The following is a 15672-nucleotide window of genomic DNA, read 5'->3' on the forward strand; positions in this document are numbered from 1 at the left end:
CCCTTTCGGCCTCGGGTAAGTCAGTGGACCCACAGACCTCCTTCCAGTCTGTCCCGGCTGCGCCGGGGATATGACGATGCGCATCGTGGCGCACCATGTTCATGCCGCTGTGCGCGTTCATGCCGACGAGCGTGCGTCCGGCTGACCCGGTTCGAAAGGGTCAGCCGGACGGTGTTGGAGGAAGGTTGCTATCCGAACTTGACGAACGTCGGGAACGGCGCGGCGTATTCGTCCGTCTGCCGAGACCCGAGGAACCTGCTGGGCGAAGTACAACCACTGTTCGTATACAGCCCGGTGTCGGTGTCATTGTTTGCCTGCCGCGCCCCACCAGAAATGGCCAGGCATCCCATTGGTTGGGCGTGGAACCGAGGTAGGTTTCATGCCCGGTATCGGCGCGGAGCTAGCCACCACCGCATACACCGCGACCGTAGCCGGGAAAGTCCGCTTCTGGCTTTTATCGCTCGCGCCGAGCGCAGGGCTGCGGTCTGAATACGTTGCCGTCGAGCCGATCTGACGTAGGCCCGTAAAGGATTCAGATCGCCGACCCGGCAAACTTCAGCAAGCGGCCACGCGACGCCGTTCAGACCAACCCAGCAGGGTGAACCATGGGCGTTCCAGTCTGTGCTGTTCGGTAAGTGACGGCGGTGTCAGATGTTCAGGGGCAGGTGGACGGAGCCGTAGACCAGCGCTGGTTATCGTTGCTGCACCAGCAGGCTTTTGCCTGGCCGTTGATAGTTTGGCACTTGCCGATCTGGTAGCCGTTGCATTTGCATCGTGCTTCGCACCGACGGGGATCGGAGCAATCATCCACCGCCGAGACCCCTTGGGCTGGTCCTCGAGTTTGTGCGCGGGCGGAGGCGAACTCCGGAAACACGGAGGTCAGAGCGGCCAGGAGCGCGCCCCCGACCGTGCCGTATCCGGCGTGGCGGAGGACAGTCCTGCGGGGGTGGGTCATAACACTCTCCTTTCGATTCCTGCGGCGAGACGGGGCACGTGGCGACGAGCGAGTCCGCTGCGGGCGGGGTCTTCAGATCTTTCAGCCGCACGGCGAGAAATTCGAAGAGTCGGCGCAGCTTGATCGAGGACCGTAGCGGCAGCATTGCTCTCCGTTGCACAGGAAGGCGTCGCTCCATTTGCCGCCTTGACCGGGGGAAGTCACCGCAGAACACCAGCCGCAGTACACCCCGCCTTTCGTTCCTGGCGCGCATTTGCAGCCGTTCGAGTCGCAGGCGGCGTTGGCGATTTCGGGGAAGATCGCGGTTATCGCCGACATGGTGGCGGCCAGCGCGGCGGTGACTCCGAGGCGTCGGAGCAGATCTCGGCGGGTGGTCACCGGTAGGCCTGCCGAGTCGAATTCAATTGTGGGAAAGGCAGATCGGCCGGTTCGGTAGGGGCATGGGCGTGCGGGTGCGCCGACGGGTCCTGCACCGGTTCAGGCGTGCGGTGTCGGTAGGCCAGCAGGCTCAGCGCTGCGGCGAGAGCGCCGATGATGGTGATCTGGACTGCCGGGGCGAACTCGGTGATGGCCGGGCCGGTCATCCCGCGTGCGGCGGTCCAGACCACCGCGGCGATGAGCACCAGGTTGCGTGCCACGACCGGCCACGAGATCAGCGTTCCTACCTTGCCCAGGCACCCGCACGAGACCTGCTGTCCACGAAGCAGCGCGATCGTCACCGCGAGGGTCATCATCGCCAGCACTGCCGCGGCGGCGAGTGCGCCGCCGCGATCGAAGGCTCCGAGCGCCAACATGGCCCCCACCACCACCTCGGTCGCCGGGAGCAGCCATGCGGTCGCGCGCAGCACCTGATGAGGAAGCAACTGATAAGAGTCCAGCCACTCCACCCGCCACGACACCGAAGTAGCGGCCTTCGCGGACCCGGCGAGGATGAGCAAGCCACCCACACCTATGCGGACTACCAACTCGATAACGGGGCCGATCATCGACGCCACCACCTGCTCGATGACAACGAACTCTCACGTCCAGCGCGCCGCTTCGCGAGGACCACTGATGAGCTGCGCACATGCCTCCAATCCACGTCCATCGACATCTGGAGAACAAAGCCCCCAGCTATGAACGATCTGGGATGAAACACCACGGTCAGCCCGCTGTTGAGCACAGGGCCGGAAAGGACAACCCGAGGCTAGCGGAATCCATGCCGCCTGCCAGCGGATTTCGGGTCCGACTCACCGGCCCGGCACCAGCCTTGGGCACCGGGGCCACCCGGCCTGGCCGGCGGCCACGGCAACCAGCGTCCGTGCGACGACAGGCGGTCAGCGCTCGAGCCGTGCGGCGAGGGTGGTAGGCCGGGGCCGTTGAGTTCGCCGATCACGGCGGGGCGTCCGGCCATGGCCATGAGCAATGCTTCGCTGGTGCCCGCGACCGCGGTGCCGTTGCCTGTCGACCAGTCCAGCTCGGTGGCCTGCAACCGCAGACCGCGGATGCGCCAGGGCAGCCCGAGTCTGGGATTGCATGCCCGCCGCCGAGCGGCGGCCGGCGGGTCAGTGTTCGAAGTAGTCTTCAGTACTGATGTGCGGATTCGGTTCTGATTGAAGGGGACCTTGTACAGGCCGATCGCGCACAGGCTCTGTCCTGGTTTTGAACAATGTGGCGAGCAGTACCAGGGTGGTCACGATCACGGTGTGCGCGGTAAGCATCACCAACATCGGGAGGGCGAAGCCCTCGTTGGTGAGAATGCCGTGGTCTCCTACACAGTAGAGGGTGTAGTTGGTGGAGGTGCCTTCGGAGTCGTGGAAGGTGTCGGAGACGACCATGGGTTCGGTGGCCGGGGATGAACAGAACAGGGGCGCGGTGAGTTTCGCTTCGCCAGGCCAGATGGCGACGGGCACGACGAGGCTGAAGGCACCGACGAGGAGGCCGGTCGAGAGGGTTGTCACTACACGGGGCATCGGCTATACCTGCTGGGCTCGGAGGAAGACGCCGGTGCGGTCGAATTCGGCGACCACCTCCGAGCGGGCAGAGACCACGTTGGCGACGATGCGGATGTCGCGGCCGAAGCGGCTCACCACGATGGCGGTGACCTGTCCGTCGGGGATTTCGCTGCGCGTGCGGGCGGTATCGACTATGTCTTCGATACGCGAGAGGCCGGGCACCTCGCTGATCGTGAAGTTCTCGCCGTCCAGGTCGTCGAAGGAGGAAACCCGCACGGGGCGTGGGGCACTCAGGTCTCCGAGGGTGAAGGAGTAGTCGTCCATCACGCGGGACAGACCGTGCGGCCGGACGCGCAGGCGGACAGTGGGTTCGCGGGCGGTGAAATCGCTTCCGGCGAGGAAGTTGGTCACCTGGGCAGGCTGGTTGTTCAGGACGAGCCGAAACTGGGTGGAGTTCGGTGCCGTGAGGAGGATAACGTTCACATCCGGGTCGCTGGCGTCGATGCGCTGGGCCAGCGCGGCGATCGCGGCCTGCGGCAGGGCGCTCACCAGACCGCCGCCGCGCGTTCGAATCTGGTCCTCGAAATCCGCGCGGTCCACCGCCCCGATACATCCGCTGGTACTGCCGAGCACTGCCAGGCACAGCAGGACACGGAACCAGTTGCCACGGTGCATGTCCCGAATGCTATGCGTTGCAAACCGATTGCGCAGGGGTCGCTCCTCGAACGAATTTGCTCGTCGGTGTGCTGTCCTGCTGATACATCAACGGCCTATGGAGCAGTTTCTGGTTACCGGTAGCGCGGAGCATCCGGGTGAAGGGCTGGAATACGGAAGTACCCACCCGCGGCGATGACGGTATGTCCGTCGATGGCCGGTCGAGCCAGCAGCACTCCAGCGTCGAGACAGGTGAGCTCCAGGCGGGTGCCCGGTCGCCAGTCGAGGGCGGCGAAGCCGAGCTTGTCGAGGACGCGGCCCCCGTCGCCGAGGGTGCAGATCCCGTAGACGACATCACCGTCGGCAGGGCGCACCGTCCGGGATGTCGGGAGGTGGCCGTGGATGAGTTCTTGCAGCGGGGAATGGGGCGGGATGACGGCCGCGATCATCGGCGATAACCTGCGCCCGCAAACTTCCGCGAGGGGGCAGATGTGACGCAATTTGGCAGATCTGTCAGGAATCTGTGCGCGAGAGGGGAATCGATCATGGAGCCGCAACAATATTGGTGCAGATGTGTGCACGAGTACTTCTATTGTGCGTCGCTAGAGCGTAGTACAGAATCTGTGATCACGTGGAGACGCCGGCATTCTGTTGAGCTGCAATACTTTTCGGCATTCCAGTGGAGGTAGCTGAGCGGAAGAGGTTGATGTCGGGTTCTGTTGGTTGGATCGGTTTCGGGTTGTTGTCTGGTTCAAATGTTTTGTGGCCGGGGTTGAATCGTTGGTCGAGGCCTGCGCCGGATACCGGCGTAGGCCGAAGTCAGCCGCAGCCGTAGGTACGCGGACATCGAGCGCTGTGTCATCGGTTCGCTCCGTTCACGGCCGGATGTCCCGAACTGCAGCCCTGACAGCGCGACGCAGTCCGTCACGCCAGTGTGGTAGTGGTGTAAGGCTGCAGTCGATCCACGATGAATTCGACAGAACGGCATTCCGGGGTCGGGTTGCGGCATCTCGGAAATCCGATGTCCGGCAGGGCCGTAACAGGTCCGCATCGAGTCCCGCCGCTTCGATAATCGCATGAGCGAATCGGTATTTGGATGCGGCGCCGCCTCCGGTCGCGTGGAGCAGTCGCGGTGGATTCGGGTGGGCGACGAGGTCGAACAGAGCGGATACGAGATCGTCGACGTAGGTTGGGGACGCGATCTGGTCGGTGACGACCGCGACGTGCTCGCCCCGGGAGCATCTCCGCACGAGTGCGGCCGGGAAATCCCTGTCGGTCCCCGAGTACAGCCACATGGTGCGGACGATCCGCACATCGGGCAATGCTGCTCGGGCGGCCTCCTCACCTGCCAACTTGGATCTTCCGTACACGCTCAACGGGGCGGTCGGTGACCAGGTCTCCCATGGACTCGACGCCGACCCGTCGAAGACGTACGCGGTCGAGATGTGCAGCAGTCGCGCTCCCTTGTTCGCGCAGGCTCGGGCCAGTAGTCCCGGGCCGACCCCGTTGACCGCGAACGCCTTATCAGCTTCGGTCTCGGCGGCGTCTACGCCGGTGTATGCCGCGCAGTTGATGACCACATCGCCGGGGCCGACGGTGTCGTGCAGCGCCGTTGCATCGGTGATGTCGAGTTCTTTCGATCCGAACCCGAGCACCTGTCGATCGGCACGATGAAACGGGCTCGTCGCCCTCGTTATCCCGCTGCCGAGCAGTCCGTCCGCACCGGTGACCACCAGCCTGTTCACCGCTTGTCCTCGGGCGAGGTCGCCACGAGCCGGACCCGGGAGCGTTGGTAGCCGGAAACGTACTCTCGGACCGAGGCGATCATGTAGTCGGTCATCTCGTCGGTTATGCCCGGGTATACGCCGACCCAGAAGGTGTTGTCGGCGACGTAGTCGCTGGCCGCCAAGCTTCCGGAAATCCGGCACTCGATATTCGAGTACGCCGGATGGCGCAGGAGATTTCCGGCGAAGAGGCCACGGGTCGCTATTTTGCGGCCTTCGAGGAAATTGACGATGTCGATACGGCCGAAAGGCGCGTCCGGCAGCACCGTCAGGGCAAATCCGAACCAGCTCGGATCGCTCTGGGATGTTGGTTCCGGCAGGCGGAGATGGTCGATCCCGTCCAGGCCTTCGCGAAGCCGACGCCAGTTATGACGCCGACGGGCGCAGAAATCGTCTAGTCTGGCCAGCTGGGAGAGCCCGAGCGCAGCCTGGATATCTGTTGTTTTCAGGTTGTAGCCGATATGCGAATATATGTACTTGTGGTCGTATCCGTAGGGAAGCCCGCCAAGCTGTTGATTGAATCTCTTTCCGCATTTATTGCTTTCGCCCGGCTCGCACCAGCAGTCGCGTCCCCAATCGCGCAGAGACTTCACGACGCGAGCTGTTGTCAGGTTGTTGGTCAGGACGCATCCGCCCTCACCTGTGGTCAAATGGTGTGCCGGGTAGAAGCTGACGGTGGCCAGGTCACCGAATGTGCCGGTAGCGCGTAATTGGTATGTTGATCCGACTGCATCGCAATTGTCTTCGATCAGGAACATGCCGTGCTCCGCGCACAACGCGGAGATCTCTGCCACCGGAAACGGGTTACCGAGCGTATGTGCCAGTACGACGGCACGGGTTCTCGGGCCGATTGCCGCCGCCACGGCTTCCGGTGTGGTGTTGTATGTGGCGGAATCGATATCTACGAACACCGGTTTCAATCCGTTTTGCAGTATCGGATTCACTGTCGTCGGGAATCCGGCCGCAGCCGTGATGACCTCATCCCCGGGGCGCAGCCGGGCATCCTCGAACTCCGGGGCGGTTAATGCGGTTACCGCGAGCAGGTTCGCCGATGATCCGGAGTTGGTGAGTCGAGCCTTGCGGAGTCCGATTTTTCTGGCGAATTCGTTCTCGAATCGATGTGCCAGGATTCCCGCCGCGATACGCATATCCAGTGCGGCCTCGACGACGGCGACGCGGTCGTCGTCATTGAGGCAGGCGCCGGATGATTGGATCTCAGTGACGCCTGCGACGAAGGGATGCTCGGTTTGCGAATTGTGGAACCGTCGGACTATCGTGAGCAGATTGTCTCTATCATTCATTCTATTTTCTCCCGGTGCGAGCCTAGAACGAGATCTCCGAGGTCATCGGCGAATGCAGATTGTGGCGGCAGTGCCCACATATGTCGTTTGAGCGCTCGCGCGGCCTGCAGGTAGGCAGGGTCGTCGAGGGTCCGCTGGCAGGCGGTGAAAACATCCGAGGCGGTGACGGTCATGGGATCGATGTGGATGCCGGTGCCGAGGGTTTCGCAGCGTCGTGCATTTCCGGGATGATCGGCGAAGAAGGGGAGTACGACATGCGGGACTCCGTAGGTTATCGTGTCGCGCATCGAATTCAATCCACCGTGCGTGATGAACAGGTCCACGTTCGCCAATACGAGGGACTGGGGGACGTACGGCAGGACATGGATGTGTGGCGGTAGCAACCGGAATATGTCCTGGTACAGCGACGGCAGCGAGACGACCGCGGTACACCGGAGTTCGGCCAAGGCCGCGAAGACCTCTCCGTAGATTTCGGCCATTCGATCCCTGAACCGCGGTGAGAAGGGTCCGATCGAGCCCAGTGAGAGGTAAACGATCGGCCTATCGCCAGGCATCGACGTGAACACGTCCGGGAGCAGTTGATCATTGTGACGTACCGGTGGTTCGTGCCGGTATCGGACCAGTGGGGTGTCGAGATCGGCGTTATTGAATTCTTTCGGCGTCAAGGAGACCGTGAGATGCCGCAGGATTCCCGGTGTCGACGGTTCTTCCGGAAGCCCGAGTTTGGCCCGCTGAATGGTCAGAGCGGGTCGGATCAGGTCTTCGTGGAGGTTTCGCACAAGCTGCAGCGGGCCGATGTCCACCGTGACGTGTGGTATTCCGAGCACCTCCGCGGCCAGGTAACCGCCGAATTCCGAGCACTCGTGCAGGACGACATCGGGCCGCCACCGTTCGGAGAGGTTCAGTACGTCTTCCGCGATACGCAGGGCGATCCGGTCGCCGAGGAACTCCGTCATGTACATCCGGTCGAACGCGTCTATGTCCCGGTCGAGCAGAAGTCCGAAGATGGCTGCATCGAACTCGCGGTTGGCCCGCCGTATGTTCACGTCCACGGTCTCGACTCCGTAGTTGCTGTGCAGCCAGGCGCCCCACTTCTGGGGTGCCGCAACGCGGACATCGTGGCCATGCCTGCTTATCGCGTCGGCCAGTGTGACCAGTCCACGGAAGTGGGATTCGAACTGGTTGAGGGTCACCAGCACGCGCATGCGATCTGCCCGTAAGAAAGCCATGTCGGCAGCGTGACACATTGGGGCACAAGGCCGTACGGTTTCCGCGGAACAGGCCAGCGACTGTTTCAGCTCGGGAGGTGTCGAGTAATTTGCCCGGTGAAAGCCAGGCTGAGGCAGTGCATGTCGGTACTCCCGCGATCCGCCGCTCGGCTGGATTTCGCCCGCCCTCCCCTTGCGATACGGGTCGAGGTGGAACCCGACAGTCGAGAGCGTCGCGGCCCGGGGACGCACTGGCTGATCTCGAGGGCGCGTTTCGCGAGGCGCTGCTGACCGCGTTCGTCACATGCGGCGATCCGCAAACACAGGTGGCGAGAGCCAGTTTCGGCTGTTTGCTCTCGAGGCGGGCCTCTGCCATGCCGTCGTGGGTGCGCATATCACCGAGATCGGCTTCGAACTCGGCGACCACGACGAGGAGGGCTTTTGGTCTACCAGCTATGCCGCGTCCGACGGCGGCGGGGTCGGCTGGTGTAGTGGCGCCAGCCGCGTCCGGAACCGCCCCCGATTCCCATGAACATCATTACTGCTCCGATGAGGAGGATCACGATCCCTGCGGTGACGAGAAGGGAAATGCCGAGTAGGAACCCGGTGACGAGCAGGGCGGCTCCGAGGATCAACACGGTCATGTCAGCTACCTGGTTTCAGTGAATAAGTTTGGGGCAGAACAACATCGGGTCGGCGTACTGGCGCGGCCCGTGGGGGATGTAGTCGCGAAATCCGATGGCTCCCACGATGGTCAGTGAACCGAGCGCGACGAACGTCGCGTTTATGACCAGATGCATTGGTGAGCACATGTTCGGTGTGCAGGTGGTGATGCCGAGATCGCTGATCGTGTCGTGGCGGAAACTGTAGGCCGTCTTCCATACGGTCGCGGTGACGGTGACGAGTTCGGCGAGCAGATAGGCGAACGCAGGTTCCACTGGCAGTCGTGGGACCACCGACAGCAGGTGATCCACTGGGAGAACATGTTCCAGATTCGATATGCCGACCGACCAAGGCGACGGCAACCGAACGTCCGGAAATGCCGAATACCGCACATCGCCGCCCGGCCGGCCCGCGCCCTCCACAAGTCGCAGACCACGCTGGATCAGCGCCTGCCCACTCACGGACGCGGCCGGATGTTGCCGTGCGCTGTGCTCCACGTCTGTTACAGGACGATCACGTAGTTTCCGTAACGACCGTTCAGGGCGTCCTTTGCGGCGTCGGCGACGATCTGGCGGCTGTCTTGCGAGCATCGGCTGAGAAACGCACGTACGCGAGGCCCGGACCAACCGGCTGCTGCGACCGCCGGCCAATACGGCAAGGACTTATGGTTGAGATCGCGAAAATGGGCCTCGGCGTAGTCGAGGACATCGGCGACTGCGGGGAGCAACACAGCACCGGATTCACGAAATATCGGCCAGATCCCCAATGCTGACCCACTCCGATCGGGGCAGGTTCTAGTCAACGTCGCAACACACGCTAATTCTGAGAGGTTAGCAGCACGGTGAAAAGCTCTGCCGGGCAACGGTCTTGGAGGACTCGTCGAGGTCGGCGATTGAGCTCGTCCTCGACGGCCCGTAGGTGCTCCGGCGAGTGGATACTGAGGTTGGTCCCCTTCGGGAAGTAGTCGCGCAGCAGACCATTGGCGTTCTCGTTCGAACCCCGCTGCCACGGGGAGTGGGAGTCACAGAAGTAGACCGGTGCGCCCAACGATTGCGCGATGGTGATGTGCCGGGCCATCTCGGTGCCCTGGTCCCAGGTGATCGATCGCAGCAACGCCGGCGGCAGATCGCCCATCCTGGCGATCAGCGCCGTATGCAGAGATCGGCTGTCGCGGAAAGGAAGGTGCAATAGCCGAACCATGCGGGTCTGACGCTCGACGAGAGTGCCGATCGACGAGCCCTGGTCCTTGCCGACGATGTAGGGGTCGGACCGGGGCGCGGTGCCAGGATTGCTCCTGGTACGTTTCCCCGGCCCGCCCTCCGCACCGGACGTGCGACTCTCATCGCATCCGGCGCTCCACGGACTGCCACTGCTATGCGGGAACCGTGGTTCCCGCGGTGCCCGACCACGGTGTGGGGATGTTGTTCGCCCGCCACCGATAGCGGGTGACCGCGACGGTGGTGGTGTCGAACATGACGATCCCGTCTGCTGCCGGACGGTTTCCTGGCCTGCCGGTCAGATACCGCCGGTAAAGCTCCGACCACGTGATTCGCTTGTGCCGCTTGAGCAACCATTGAGTGACCCGATGCCAGGCGAAGGCATCGAGATACCCGAACGTCGCTTTCGACACTCCGTGGCGGAAATACGCACACCATCCTCGAAGCACCGGATTAAGGCGTCCGAGGAGGTCAGCGAGGCCGTGATGACGTGCCTTCTTCGTCAGCGCCCGCACCTTCGCCATGATCGAGGCCAGAGCCTTCTTCGACGGATAGGTGTAGACACTCGTCTTGGCGGTTCCCTTCTTCCGGCGCCGCTGGATGCGGAACCCGAGGAAGTCGAACCCCTCGTCCAGGTGGCAGACCCGGGACTTCTCGACCGACAGGCGTAGCCCCAACGGGGCGATCACCTGCGCGACTTCGTCCCATAGCGCTTCCGTGTGTGCTTGGCTTCCTGCCACCATGATCACGAAATCGTCTGCGTAGCGGACGATTCGATAGGTGGCACCGCCGCGTTTGCGGTGCGCCTCGCGCTGATAGGGAGTCGTGTGTGCCTCCCATTTCGCGACGAAATGCGCGTCCAACACCGTCAGAGCGATATTGGCCAGCAGCGGTGAGAGTATGCCGCCTTGGGGTGTGCCTGTGTCGGAGTTGCTGACCGTCCCGGCGCCGGACATGATGCCCGCCTTCAGGAACGCCTTGATCAGGTCAAGGACACGTTTATCGACGATGCGTGTGCGGACCCGCTCCATGATCGCGGAGTGGGCCAGCTCGTCGAAACACGCCGCGATATCGGCCTCGAACACCCAGTGATAATTCCGGGTCCCGAGAGCGTGGATCTCGGCGATCGCGTCCTGAGCACGACGCCTCGGGCGGAAACCGTAGGAAACCGGTTCGAAATCCGCCTCGAAGATCGGCTCCAACACCAGCAACAACGATGCCTGCACCGTGCGGTCCATCGCGGTGGGGATACCGAGTCGCCTGAGCTTGCCGCTTCCCGGTTTGGGAATGAGTCTCTCCCGCACCGGCAGTGGTGTGAAAGTCCGAGCCTTCACCTGCTCTCGGACCTGGCCCAGAAACGCCACGATCTCCTGATCCCCGACGATCGACGCCGGTGCCAGCCGGTCGACACCGGCCGTGCGAGCACCCTTGTTTCCCTGCACCCGTTCCCACGCGACGGTGAGGAAATCCGGGTGATGGACGAGGTTGAATACGTCATCGAAGAGGCGGCCGGAATCGGCGACCGCCCAGTGGTGCAGCTTGCGTTGCATCTGTCGTACCCGCCATGCCGCCCGATCGGGATCGGGCCATGACAGCTCGCCGGTATTCACCAGCGCCTCCTTCTCTGCTCGCTCACTGCGTCAAATCCGCTGGGGCCCTTCGCCATGTACGAGGCTTTCCCTCGCTCGGACTACTACGGCCCCTCCGCCCCGCCGTGCAGCCTTCGACTGACGACGCATCAACCCGAACCGGTGCTCCTGGTTGGAGATCGCCGGCCCGGGAGCCGCACGGCGGTTCCCACGTTCACTGCAAACCGATCGAGGAGTGAGGTGCCCAGCTATGCCCCTGCGATATCGCCACGGCTACGCCGCAGGCATTCACCGTGGCCTCCGGAACCGGCGACCTAAACCGATCCCGGAGTTCCCAACACCCGCGAAAGGTGTTGGTGCGCATCGCAGGCCAGCCCGAATCCACCGGGTTTGGAGCTGGCGGGAGACTTGAGAGGCGTTAGAACACTGGTTCCTCGCGTACACCTTCTCCTCTTGCTTGCCGGGCCCGGACCATCCGGTAGTACTGGCCCGTCCCGTCGTTGTCGGGGCTGCTTGCCACCCTCACCGGCGTCTCCCGACTCGGGCTGCCCCCAGCTTCGCTATGCTGCTGCGACAGCACAACGGCGCAGGTCTCTCACCTCCGCTCGGTAATGCAGCGCCTCGTGGCGCACGAGATCTCCCTCCCAATGCCCCGCTTGCGAGCGGTCTTCGGGTGGGAAGGGACGGTCGCGGAGGGTGAGCATGGGTTGTTCGAATCGCGGGCGTCGACGCTCGGTCCGCTGATGAGCGCGTCGATGATCACGTCCGGTGCGCAGCGGAGATCGACGGTGCGGCGCCAGCCGCGAAGGCCGAAACAGGGGAGATCCGGGCTGGTAGACGGCCTGATAGATGGTCTCGTGACACAGCCACCTCCGCGGATCCCCTGGAAACCGGCTCCGCAGATGCCGGCTGATCTGCTGCGGACTCCACCGCTGCGTCAACAAGTCAGCGACCAAGCGCTGCAGCTCGGGGTCGGTCTCCAGGCGCCGCCGGTGTCGTCGAGCCCGCCGAGTCGTGGCGCGCCGATGCGCCTCGAACGGCCGATATCCCTTGCCCCCGGACGCGTTCCGGCGCAACTCGCGCGAGATCGTGGACGGCGCCCGCCCCAACTGGGTCGCGATCGCACGGATACTCCACCCTGCCTGACGTAGATCAGCGATCTCGATCCGCTCGTCCTGAGACAGGAACCGGCTGTCGATCTGACGCACCGCCAGCCGGTCCAGTGCAGGCACGAACCCGACGACCGCGCCGTTGCGGTAGGTCTTGTAGCCGCGCGACCAGTTGTTACCCGCGGTTCGCGACGCTCCGACCTCTCGAGCCGCGCGCAGGATGCTCCAGCCGCGAGCCCGAAGCTCCATGAACCGTTGGCGTTTGGCCGACTGCGGACGACGACCCGGCCCCTTCTTCACACGACGCGACGACGACAACACAACCTCCAGAACCTAGGGGAAGTGTTGCGACAACCGATAGAAACCGCCCGGCCGAAAACGGACCCACTTGATCGGTCCGGGTGAAATCTGACCCGCCCCTTGGTTGTTCCGGGTGAATTTTGACCCACCCGGTTGTTGGTCAGTCGTTGGTTTTGGCCGCGGGGACGCGGCCGAGGTCTCGGTCCTTGAGTCGGTAACTGTCTCCCTTCATCGAGATGACTTCGGCGTGGTGGACCAGGCGGTCGATCATCGCGGCGGCAACGACGTCGTCGCCGAAGACCTCGCCCCAGCGACCGAAGGGTTTGTTGCTGGTCACGATCAGGCTGGCGCGTTCGTAGCGCGAGGACACCAACTGGAAGAACAGGTTGGCGGCTTCGGCTTCGAAGGGGATGTAGCCGACCTCATCGATAATGATCAGCGGGATCCGGCCGAGTTTGATCAGCTCGTCTTGGAGTTTGCCTGTGTGGTGGGCCTCGGCGCGGCGGGAAACCCATTGCGCGGCAGTGGCGAACGCGACCCGATGCCCGGCCTGGCAGGCGCGGATCCCGATCCCGATCGAGAGGTCGGGTACTTGCACAGGAACGCGATATGGGCGTCGGTCTCGGCGACCGCGTCATGCCATCCATCGCTGCCTGGACCGGCGTGGCGGCCGGGAAACAGCCAGCGGAGTTCCGGTTCGTCGCGGCGCGCATGTTCGTGCGCTGGTCGATCAGTTCGAGGACCAGGCACCTTGCTGGACCAACTGCGCGCCCGCGACGTCCCGATGCTGGACCATGCGGCGCTAGTTCCGCGCGGCCAGGATCTGGGTGAGGTAGTCCGGGGTGCCGTCGATGCGTCGCAGATGCGGGTAACGGAGGCCGTCGTGATAGTTCAGTTCAACGGTCCGTGTCTGATCGAAATCTTTCACCTGCAATCGGATCGGTGCGGGGTCTGGCTTGGCCGCCTCGATTGCGGCTTCCATAGTGGCTTGGGAATAGGGGGCGTCGTTGACCGAAACCACCGTCATCCCGGAGCCGACTTTTGCCTTGAATGCGGGTCCGTCCCATCGCACGTCGGTGACCTTGCCTTCACCGGACACGTTGAGACCGATTGAGTAGGTGTAGTCGACGGCGCCCTCAGTTTCTTTCATTTTCCTCTGAGCCGTGAGTAAGGCACCCGGGTTGTTGTCGTAGACCAACTTCCACCCCGTCTTCTCGACACTTGTGGCGAACGGTTCCTTTCCATCGAGGCGATCGCGCAGGTACTTCGCCCAATCGTCGGAGACCACGCCATTTAGCGTCGAGACGACGTCGTCGAAGTCGTAGGTGTTCTGTGACACCCACTTACTATCGTCGACACCGAAGAATGCGCGAGCGAAATCATCGAGTGACTTTGTGTTTCCCGACAGTTCGCGGATACGCGCGTCCACCCCCAGCCACACCAGTTGCCCGCCCTGGTAGTAATCCTCGCTGAGCTGCCACGACCGATACGGCTTCGTACGCCGCTGAGCGATGATGGGATCGTTGGTGGTGTCCTGCAGACTGCGCCAGGTGAGGCCGGGCCGGTTTTCGGTGTATGCGGCGACTACCGAAGCCAACGCATCACGAGAGACTTCCGCAGGTCGCAAGCCGGACCGGCCGGTGAGCACCTTGCCCCAATACTGCGTCTGTCCCTCGTAGACCCACAACAAGCTGTCTTGCATCGGGACGTTGTAGTTGGGTGTCCACAGGTCTGCCGGGCGTCGAAACTTGCCGTTCCAGGAATGGGTGTACTCGTGCCCGAGCAGATCGTCGCTGCCAACCGCGGGGTTCCACCCGGTGAAATAGTCCGTGGGTTGGCCGTTCTCGCTGGATCGTTGGTGTTCCAATCCGTTGGAGCTGAGCTGATCCGACAACGACAGCAGGAAGTCGTAGTGGTCATAGTGTTGTGAGCCGTACAGTTCCACAGCCTGTTGCACCAGAGCCTTGTGCAGCTCAATGTGCTCGGGCTTAGCTTCAAGCTGCTCCGGTGCGTCTGCGAATGCTTGCAGCTGCACAGGGGTTTTCGCGCCAGGAGCCAAGTCGAACTCCCTGTGATAGCGCCCCGCATACACGGGCGAGTCGACGAGGATGTCCAACGGAACAGGCTTGTAATTCACGGTGTCGCCGTCCTTGCCGGCCACCTCCAGCGCCGTTCCGGCCTCGAATCCTGGCGGGTAGGTAACGCTCGCGATGAAGGGAATCTCACTGACGGGAGCACCAACTGGATAGAGGACCACGGCATTCCACTGCAAATTCAACATATTCGGCGTCATCACCACGCGCCCTTGAGTGGAATCGGTGGGGGTGAGGTACTGGAAGCTCGCGTCAATTGATTCCATGCCGTCGGGCACAGTAACCTTGAACGCATACACGTTCAGCGGATCACGCTTCCACTCCAGCTTGTTCCAGGCGCTGGTGAAGGTGATGCCCGCGATCTCGTCAATCGGACCGGACGGAGAGTGGTTGCCGGGCAGCCACTGCGGAAAAATTAAATCTACCTCGCCCGGCTGAACGGGGATCGTCTGTTTCACCTGAATCACGCGTTGCGGCAGATTGGTCACGTCGACCGCCACCGAGATCGCTTTCTGATTCGCCGGGGCTTCATCAGGCTGGTTGCGCAAGCCGAAGTAAAGCGAGCCCGCCAGGAGAATGAGAACGACGACGCCAACAGCGCCAATAATACGAATCTTAGACAACGGCACTCCCCGAGTCACAGACGATTTTGTCGACACCACGAAGTAGACGCAATGCCCGCCCCCGGCGGCTGGTGCTCATCGACCAAGGATAGGGCCTACCGATTGCCGTTATAAACAATGCAGCTTATATCGCGGCAACGTTCGCGTACGGTGCGGTCGCCGCGACCGCCTGCCCTATCCCCTCCTCCGGCGTCAACGCTTCAAATAGTTTGTTCGGGTCGGCGAGCGTCCCTTAGTTGCTG

At 63.0% G+C, this 15672-nt stretch carries 12 protein-coding genes and 4 pseudogenes; 1 reads left to right on the forward strand and 15 read right to left on the reverse strand.

From position 1 onward, the window contains the following. Positions 1-379 precede the first annotated feature (379 nt). Positions 380-514, forward strand: a complete 135-nt coding sequence (locus ACIBI6_RS34000; RefSeq protein WP_396958961.1) for a hypothetical protein — start codon at positions 380-382, stop codon at positions 512-514. Between the two features lie 815 nt (positions 515-1329). On the opposite strand, the gene ACIBI6_RS34005 is transcribed toward ACIBI6_RS34000, so the two are convergent. The 15 genes and pseudogenes from ACIBI6_RS34005 to ACIBI6_RS34075 form a co-directional block, all read right to left on the reverse strand. Beyond that, a complete protein-coding gene (locus tag ACIBI6_RS34005; RefSeq protein ID WP_364358917.1) occupies positions 1330-1941 on the reverse strand; it encodes a MauE/DoxX family redox-associated membrane protein in 612 nt (203 codons plus the stop codon). 356 nt (positions 1942-2297) lie between these two features. Next, positions 2298-2468 (reverse strand): annotated as a pseudogene (locus ACIBI6_RS34010) (DinB family protein); the annotation flags it as partial. A gap of 31 nt (positions 2469-2499) precedes the next feature. Continuing rightward, a complete protein-coding gene (locus ACIBI6_RS34015) occupies positions 2500-2907 on the reverse strand; it encodes a hypothetical protein (protein ID WP_364358920.1) in 408 nt (135 codons plus the stop codon). A gap of 3 nt (positions 2908-2910) precedes the next feature. Next, positions 2911-3564: a hypothetical protein gene (locus tag ACIBI6_RS34020; protein WP_364358923.1), complete on the reverse strand. Its 654-nt coding sequence runs from the start codon at positions 3562-3564 to the stop codon at positions 2911-2913. 113 nt (positions 3565-3677) lie between these two features. Further along, positions 3678-3992, reverse strand: a complete 315-nt coding sequence (locus ACIBI6_RS34025) for a hypothetical protein (protein WP_364358926.1) — start codon at positions 3990-3992, stop codon at positions 3678-3680. A gap of 426 nt (positions 3993-4418) precedes the next feature. Continuing rightward, positions 4419-5288: a dTDP-4-dehydrorhamnose reductase gene (gene rfbD, locus ACIBI6_RS34030; protein ID WP_396958964.1), complete on the reverse strand. Its 870-nt coding sequence runs from the start codon at positions 5286-5288 to the stop codon at positions 4419-4421. Continuing rightward, on the reverse strand, positions 5285-6628 hold the full coding sequence (rfbH, locus tag ACIBI6_RS34035; RefSeq protein WP_396958966.1) for a lipopolysaccharide biosynthesis protein RfbH: 1344 nt from the start codon (positions 6626-6628) through the stop codon (positions 5285-5287). Before rfbH ends, rfbD begins: the two co-directional genes overlap by 4 nt. Further along, positions 6625-7857 carry a glycosyltransferase gene (locus tag ACIBI6_RS34040; RefSeq protein ID WP_396958968.1) on the reverse strand — a complete coding sequence of 411 codons (1233 nt, stop codon included), beginning with the start codon at positions 7855-7857 and terminating at the stop codon, positions 6625-6627. The genes rfbH and ACIBI6_RS34040 overlap by 4 nt, the downstream gene beginning before the upstream one ends. Positions 7858-8282: 425 nt before the next feature. After that, positions 8283-8480, reverse strand: a complete 198-nt coding sequence (locus tag ACIBI6_RS34045) for a hypothetical protein (protein WP_396958970.1) — start codon at positions 8478-8480, stop codon at positions 8283-8285. Positions 8481-8495: 15 nt separating this feature from the next. Continuing rightward, a complete protein-coding gene (locus ACIBI6_RS34050) occupies positions 8496-8996 on the reverse strand; it encodes a hypothetical protein (RefSeq protein ID WP_396958972.1) in 501 nt (166 codons plus the stop codon). 319 nt (positions 8997-9315) lie between these two features. After that, positions 9316-9987, reverse strand: a pseudogene (locus ACIBI6_RS34055) (IS30 family transposase); the annotation flags it as partial. Continuing rightward, positions 9872-11326: a group II intron reverse transcriptase/maturase gene (gene ltrA, locus ACIBI6_RS34060; RefSeq protein ID WP_396958974.1), complete on the reverse strand. Its 1455-nt coding sequence runs from the start codon at positions 11324-11326 to the stop codon at positions 9872-9874. The pseudogene ACIBI6_RS34055 and the gene ltrA, both read right to left, overlap by 116 nt. Before the next feature lie 608 nt (positions 11327-11934). Then, positions 11935-12663: pseudogene (locus ACIBI6_RS34065) on the reverse strand (IS30 family transposase); the annotation flags it as partial. Positions 12664-12874: 211 nt separating this feature from the next. Further along, positions 12875-13297, reverse strand: a pseudogene (locus tag ACIBI6_RS34070) (ATP-binding protein); the annotation flags it as partial. 219 nt (positions 13298-13516) lie between these two features. Then, on the reverse strand, positions 13517-15436 hold the full coding sequence (locus ACIBI6_RS34075; RefSeq protein WP_396959162.1) for a peptidase M61: 1920 nt from the start codon (positions 15434-15436) through the stop codon (positions 13517-13519). Positions 15437-15672: the final 236 nt, after the last annotated feature.

Origin of the sequence: Nocardia sp. NPDC050412, from assembly GCF_044458825.1 — a bacterium.
GTDB lineage: Bacteria > Actinomycetota > Actinomycetes > Mycobacteriales > Mycobacteriaceae > Nocardia.